Genomic DNA, 6,536 nt, shown 5'->3' with positions numbered 1-6,536 from the left:
GTCTCAACTACAGATGAGTTGACTGTCACACTGCCATCGGGAGCAAGCCCCCTCCCACATTTGGATCCTGGTATGCCTTGAGACCTATATCAGGCCCGCATCCGTCGTCGGCACAATCAATATCCCCGCGCGCAAACCATTCTTCACCTTAGGGTTGGGGAAGATGATGCGTGCACCCTCCTCCTCGATCACCCAGCGGGTCTTGGCCACGTCTTCGGCCAGCAGGTAGCCCTTTTCCAGTTCCGAAAAATTTTCCACGTCTGCCGGCAGGTGCAGCAGGAAAGCGTCGCTGTGCTTGATCACTTCACGCGCAACGGCGAACAGTTTCAGGCCGTCGAGGCTGTCGGTCTCGGGCTCGGTGCCTTCGATGATGTGCTTGAGGCGAGCTTCCAGGCGCGACACATCCACGCCGTCGTTCTGCCCGAACGGCCGCGCCTTGCCCAGCTCCAGGGTGAACGCCTCGGCGCCCAGTTGCTCATAGGTAAAAGCAGAGAAGGTAATCGAGGTCTTGTTCTGCATCAGCACCGCTTCCATGCCGGCCGCACGCAGGCGCGCAAGCTCACGACGCGAATGCTGGCGCCCCTCCTTCCAGGGGTACAGGGCGAATTGCTCGATCTTCGAACCCCGAATCGCCGTATGCAAGTCGTAATGCAGGCGCGAACGGCCTGGCTGGCTGAAGAAGCTGCGGGCCAGTTGCTCAAGTTCAGCGGCACGCATGGCTTCGGGGCCGATATTTTTTTCATGACGGCCGTTGAACAGCCGGTTGATGTCCAGTTCGAGGTAACGCTCACCGCGACGCATCGCCTCGGGGTTGCCGAACAGGAACAGAATACGGTTGCGGGGTTTGATCTCCCCACGGGCGATGCCATGCAACAGGCGGTCGAGCAGTTCGATCGGCGCGGTTTCGTTGCCATGGATGCCGGACGACAGCAGCAGGTCGCTGCCGTTGTCCTTCGCTTCAGGCGGGCGGACTTCAAGTGCGCCCTCGCTGAGCCAGCGCATCTGCACGCCGTCGACAGTCAGTTGAATTTTTTGCGCCGGTTCGCGACCGGCGAGGGTCAGTTCAAGCAGTTTGCCGAGGGCGAGCATAAGCAGCTTCCTTAGTGGTTGCAGCCAGGACCGTGGACGTGATCGTCGTCATCGCCGTCGACGTCGGCCGGCTCCATTTCCAGTTGCAGGCTCATCAGGTTGGTGGCCAACGGGCGCATCAGCAGGTTGGCGTACTCGGCGTCGCCTTCTTCCACATCCACGCCGATCAGCAGCTGGCCACGGCCGTCGTGCTGGATCCAGATCTCCTTGCCCTGCCACACCACGGCAACGCGGGTGCAGGAGGTTTCCAGCTGGGTGCCGTCGGTATCTTCAAGGATCAGTTTCAGGGTGTCGGTGGTCATAAATAACTCTCGGTGGTGCGGCGTTAATTGAGCTGGAAAGGATAAACCGAGCCCAGTTTAAGGATTTGCGTCAGTTCATCCAGTGCCGTCCGGCACTCAAGCAGCAATTGCGGGTCAGCCAGGTCGGATTCACGCAGGCTGTCGCGGTAGTGCTTGTCGACCCATTGGGTCAGCGTGCCGTACAACGGTGCCGTCATGATAACGCCTGGATTCACCGCCGCCAGTTCCGTTTCATTCAAGGCCACTCGCAAGCGCAGGCACGCCGGGCCACCGCCGTTCTGCATGCTTTGCTTGAGGTCGAAGACTTTCACTTCGCGGATCAACCCACCGGACGCGGTCAAGCCTTGCAGGTACTGCCAGACGCGTTCGTTGGCGCGGCACTCTTCCGGCACGATCAGCAGCATCGAGCCGTCGGCGCGGCTCAGCAATTGGCTGTTGAACAGGTAGGAACGCACAGCATCCTCAACGCTGACCTGGGCCCGGGGTACGCACACCGATTGGAAATTGCCGCCCAGCTTGCCCAACTTGCCCTGCAACTCGGCCAGCATCTGTTCGGTATGGAGGAACGCGTCCTCGTGATAGAACAGCACCTCACCGTTGCCCACCGCGATCACGTCGTTGTGGAACACGCCGGCATCGATCACCGCCGGGTTCTGCTGAGCGTAGACCACGCCGTCATCGCTCAGGCCGTGCAGGCGCGCAACGGCTTGGGACGCTTCAAGCGTCTGGCGCGCCGGGTACTTCTGCGGCGCCGGGTAACGGGTGTCGAACGCACTGCGGCCGAACACAAAGAATTCAACGCCCGCCTCGCCGTACTCGCGGCAGAAGCGCGTGTGGTTGGCCGCGCCTTCATCGCCGAATTGCGCCACCGCCGGCAACGCCGAGTGGTGGGCGAAGTGTTTGGCATCGGCAAACATCGCCCCCAGCACGCGGCTGGTGGTCGGGTGTTCGATACTGCGATGGTATTTGCAGTTGAGGTTGGCGGCGGTGAAATGCACGCGGCCATCGGCCGTATCGGCGCTCGGGCTGACCGTGGCGGCGTTGGCCACCCACATGCTCGACGCGGAGCAGCTTGCGACCAACAACGGCATCGCCTGCTTGGCCGCCTGCTGGATCACTTGCGCATCGGTACCGCTGAAGCCCAGGTTGCGCAAGGCCGCCACGTCAGGGCGCTCCTGTGGCGCCAGCACGCCCTGCACAAAGCCCATGTCCATCAGCGCCTTCATTTTCTGCAGGCCCTGCAACGCCGCTTCCTTCGGGTTCGAAGACTGCTGGCTGTTGCTCTGGGACGCGACGTTGCCGTAGGACAAACCGCCGTAGTTATGGGTCGGCCCCACTAGACCGTCAAAATTGACTTCATAGGATTTCATCGGCGAGGCTCCACGAACATCTGTTTTTATAGGCATCAAATTACTTGAACACACCACAAATCAAGTGTGGGAGCGGGCTTGCTCGCGAATGGGGTGGTTCAGTCACCTGAGATGTCGAATGACACACCGCTTTCGCGAGCAAGCCCGCTTCCACATTTAGATAAGCGTAATCCCTGGCGTCAGGGTTGCCGGGACCACCAGGCTCGGGGTCTCAAGCGATGCCACCGGGTACGCACAATAATCCGCCGCGTAATACGCACTGGCGCGATGATTGCCCGAAGCCCCTACCCCGCCGAACGGCGCCGTGCTGGCGGCACCGGTCAGTTGCTTGTTCCAGTTGACGATACCGGCGCGGCTCTCCAGCCAGAACTGCTGGTAGCGCGCCTCGGAATCGGACAACAAGCCCGCGGCCAGGCCGTACTGGGTGTTGTTGGCCTCGGCAATCGCCGCGGCGAAATCAGCGTAGCGGATCACCTGCAACAGCGGGCCGAACAGTTCCTCATCCTCGCGCTCGGTCACGCCCGTCACGTCGATGATGCCCGGCGTCAGCAAAGCGGCCTGATCCTGCGGCTGGGTCATTTCCAACAGCGCCACGGCGCCATTGGCCAACATCAGCGCCTGGGCGTCCATCAAGGCCTTGGCCGCGCCGAGGGAAATCACCGAGCCCATGAACGGCGCCGGTTGCTGGTCGAACGCGCCGACCTCGATGCTCGAAGCGACCGCCACCAGGCGCGCCAGCAACGCGTCACCCCAGGCACCTTGCGGCACCAGCAAGCGGCGAGCACAGGTGCAGCGCTGGCCGGCAGAGATAAACGCCGACTGGATAATGGTGTAGACCGCCGCATCCACATCGGCCACTTCGTCCACCACCAGTGGGTTATTACCGCCCATTTCCAGGGCCAGGATCTTGTCCGGGCGCCCTGCGAACTGCTGGTGCAAGTGGTTGCCGGTACGACTGGAACCGGTGAAGAACAACCCGTCGATACCGGGGTTGGCCGCCAAGGCGATACCGGTTTCCCGAGCGCCCTGCAGCAGGTTCAGCACGCCCGCCGGCAAACCGGCTTCAATCCAGCATTGTACGGTCAGCTCGGCGACTTTCGGGGTCAACTCGCTCGGTTTGAACAATACGGTGTTACCCGCCAGCAAAGCCGGCACGATATGCCCGTTCGGCAAGTGACCGGGGAAGTTGTAAGGGCCGAACACCGCCACCACGCCGTGTGGCTTGTGGCGCAACACGGCAGTGGCGTCGCCCAGCGGGCCGCTCTTCTCGCCGGTACGCTCGCGGTAGCTCTGCACCGAAATCGCAATCTTGTTGGCCATGCTGGTGACTTCAGTCGCCGATTCCCACAGCGGCTTGCCGGTTTCTTCACCGATGCAGCGGGCGATTTCATCGGCACGACGCTCCAGGGTGGCCGCGAAGGTTTCCAGCACGCCGATGCGCTCTTCCAGCGGGCGCCTGGCCCACTCCGGGAATGCCTGGCGCGCAGCCTGCACGGCGGACTCGACTTGCTCAGCGGTGGCGCCATTGCCGGCCCACAGCACTTGCTGCGTCACCGGGTTGCGCGACTCAAACAGCTCACCCTGGCCGGCCAGCCAGCTACCTGCGATATACAGCGAATTCATTATTTCGACTCCCGAGCAGCAGACAACGGTACGGCGCGCACTTGATCACCCACGACCAGTTGCAGGCGCTTGGCGGTTTGTGGATCGACCACCAGGGTGCCTGCGGCCAAGCGGGCCGGTGCGGCGGTGATGCGGCAATCCTCGCGTTTGCGGTTATGAATCAGGAACGGCGTGGCGTCGTCCCCTGGCGTGCCGATGGCCAACACCAGCGACTGGCTGTCACGCACCGCACGGATCTTGCTGGTTTCACACTCCACCGCCGGGCCGGCGTCGAAGATGTCGACGTAACCCTGGTAGCTGAAACCTTCGCTCTTGAGCATGCTCAATGCAGGCTCGGTATCCGGATGGACCTTGCCGATCACATTGCGTGCGTCTTCGGACAGGAAGCAGCTGTACAGCGGAAACTTCGGCATCAACTCAGCAATGAACGCCTTGTTGCCCACGCCGGTCAGGTAATCGGCCTGGCTGAATTCCATCTTGAAGAAATGCCGGCCCAGACTCTCCCAGAACGGCGAGCGCCCGGCATCGTTGGACACGCCACGCATCTCGGCGATGATCTTGTTGCCAAACAGTTGCGGGAATTCGGCGATAAACAGCAGGCGCGCCTTGGCCAGCATGCGGCCGTTGAGGCCGGTGCGGTAATCGGCGTGCAAAAACAGCGAGCACAGTTCGGAATTACCGGTAAGGTCGTTGGCCAGGAACAGCGTTGGAATCTCGCGGTAGATATTCAACTCCTGGGAGGCGCTGACGGTCAGGCCCACCCGGAAGTTGTACCAGGGCTCGCGCAGGCCGACGGCGCCGGCAATGGCGGAAATGCCCACCACGCGGCCTTCGTCGTTTTCCAGCACGAACAGGTAATCGGCATCGCCGCGCCCGGCGTCGCCGCGAAAGGTTTTTTCCGCCCAGCCAACCCGATGGGTCAGGCGCTCTTCGTTGGCCGGCAAGGTGGTCAGACCGGTACCGGTGCTGCGTGCCAGATCAATCAGGGCCGGTAAATCGCTGCTGCGTACGGGACGAACGATCATGCTATCTCCTCGAACGGGCCGCCGTTGTCAGCCACCCGCGAAACTCTGTTTAAACCGGCTCTCAAACCGCAACGAGGCGCACGCTCGCGCCCTCGCCAACACCCAGGGCTTCGGCTGCCGCCAGGTCCAGGGTCACCGGTTTGCCGGGCGCGTAGTCCAACTCCAGCATCACCGCGCGGTAATCCTGCAACTGCGCATTACTCACCAGGTACTGGCGGCCAACACCCTTGGCCATCTCGCCGATCTTGACCGGCACCACACGGCTCTGGGCGATGGAACGAATGCCCGAAACCCGTGCGTGCAACGTCGGGCCGCCGTCGAAGATGTCGATGTAATGATCGGTCTCGAAGCCTTCGCGCATCAGGATGTCGAACGTGATCTGCGCACGCGGGTGCACCTGGCCCATGGCCTCCTGGGCTTCGTCCGGCAGCAATGGCACGTAGATCGGGTAGTGCGGCATCAGCTCGGCCAGGAAGGTGCGGCTTTTAAGCCCGCACAGGCGCTCGGCGGCGGCGTAATTGAGATCGAAGAAGTTGCGCCCGATGGCGTCCCAGAACGGCGAGTCACCGTGTTCGTCGCTGTAGCCGACAATCTCGGTCACCACCGAGTCGGCAAAGCGCTCGGGATGGCTGGCGACGAACAGCAGGCGGCCACGGGAATTGAGTTCCGACCACGGCGAACCGACCAGCTCCGGCACCACGTAGAAACTGGTGAGTAGGCTGTTGCCGGTGAGGTCGTGGCACTGGGAAAGCACGTGGATCTTGTTGTGGATCTTCAGCTCGCGCGAGGCGTGAACGAAGGTCTCATTACGAAAGCTGTAGAACGGCTCGGAATAACCCGCCGAAGCGACGATGGCCGAGCAGCCGGCGAGCTTGCCGGTCTCGGTGTCTTCCAGCACGAAGAAATAGCTCTCTTCACCGTTGAAACTCACCTCGGCCGCGAAGGACGCTTCGCTGGCGGCGATCTTGTCGCTCAAGCGTTCCACATCATCCGGCAAGGAGGTGACACCAATCGGGCTGTCCGCAGCCAGACGCTGTACCTCGCCCAGATCAGCCATTTGCGCGGGGCGCATCACCAGCATGGTGTCACTCCTTAACTCGAAAAACTCATAGGAAAAAAATACCGGA

At 62.0% G+C, this 6,536-nt stretch carries 6 protein-coding genes; all 6 read right to left on the bottom strand.

Annotation, left to right across the window (positions count from 1 at the left end; all coding sequences use genetic code 11):
• Positions 1–84 precede the first annotated feature (84 nt).
• The 6 genes from astE to aruF all read right to left on the bottom strand — a co-directional run bounded on the left by astE (position 85) and on the right by aruF (position 6,490).
• Entirely contained in the window at positions 85–1,089 is a 1,005-nt protein-coding gene (astE, locus tag ACQRBT_RS14385; RefSeq protein WP_060757327.1) for a succinylglutamate desuccinylase, read from the bottom strand.
• Between the two features lie 11 nt (positions 1,090–1,100).
• Positions 1,101–1,391, bottom strand: coding sequence for a hypothetical protein (locus ACQRBT_RS14380; RefSeq protein ID WP_060757326.1), 291 nt, complete (start codon positions 1,389–1,391; stop codon positions 1,101–1,103).
• Positions 1,392–1,414: 23 nt separating this feature from the next.
• Complete coding sequence (astB, locus tag ACQRBT_RS14375; protein ID WP_060757325.1) at positions 1,415–2,761, bottom strand: N-succinylarginine dihydrolase; 1,347 nt, start codon at positions 2,759–2,761, stop codon at positions 1,415–1,417.
• A gap of 156 nt (positions 2,762–2,917) precedes the next feature.
• Positions 2,918–4,387: a succinylglutamate-semialdehyde dehydrogenase gene (gene astD, locus ACQRBT_RS14370; RefSeq protein WP_412047413.1), complete on the bottom strand. Its 1,470-nt coding sequence runs from the start codon at positions 4,385–4,387 to the stop codon at positions 2,918–2,920.
• A complete protein-coding gene (astA, locus tag ACQRBT_RS14365; protein ID WP_060757323.1) occupies positions 4,384–5,409 on the bottom strand; it encodes an arginine N-succinyltransferase in 1,026 nt (341 codons plus the stop codon). Before astA ends, astD begins: the two co-directional genes overlap by 4 nt.
• 61 nt (positions 5,410–5,470) lie before the next feature.
• Positions 5,471–6,490, bottom strand: a complete 1,020-nt coding sequence (aruF, locus tag ACQRBT_RS14360; RefSeq protein ID WP_060757322.1) for an arginine/ornithine succinyltransferase subunit alpha — start codon at positions 6,488–6,490, stop codon at positions 5,471–5,473.
• Positions 6,491–6,536 lie beyond the last annotated feature (46 nt).

The sequence above is a fragment of the Pseudomonas sp. R19M genome (assembly GCF_050312585.1).
GTDB classification, from domain to species: Bacteria; Pseudomonadota; Gammaproteobacteria; order Pseudomonadales; family Pseudomonadaceae; genus Aquipseudomonas; species Aquipseudomonas palleroniana.
The sequence above is the reverse complement of the archived record's forward strand: the minus strand, read 5'-3'. Positions and strand labels throughout refer to the sequence as shown.

Bases quoted from the DNA above. Each gene is read 5' to 3' on its own strand.
- astE (WP_060757327.1), bottom strand. From the start codon at position 1,089: ATGCTCGCCCTCGGCAAACTGCTTGAACTGACCCTCGCCGGTCGCGAA.
- ACQRBT_RS14380 (WP_060757326.1), bottom strand. From the start codon at position 1,391: ATGACCACCGACACCCTGAAACTGATCCTTGAAGATACCGACGGCACC.
- astB (WP_060757325.1), bottom strand. From the start codon at position 2,761: ATGAAATCCTATGAAGTCAATTTTGACGGTCTAGTGGGGCCGACCCAT.
- astA (WP_060757323.1), bottom strand. From the start codon at position 5,409: ATGATCGTTCGTCCCGTACGCAGCAGCGATTTACCGGCCCTGATTGAT.
- aruF (WP_060757322.1), bottom strand. From the start codon at position 6,490: ATGCTGGTGATGCGCCCCGCGCAAATGGCTGATCTGGGCGAGGTACAG.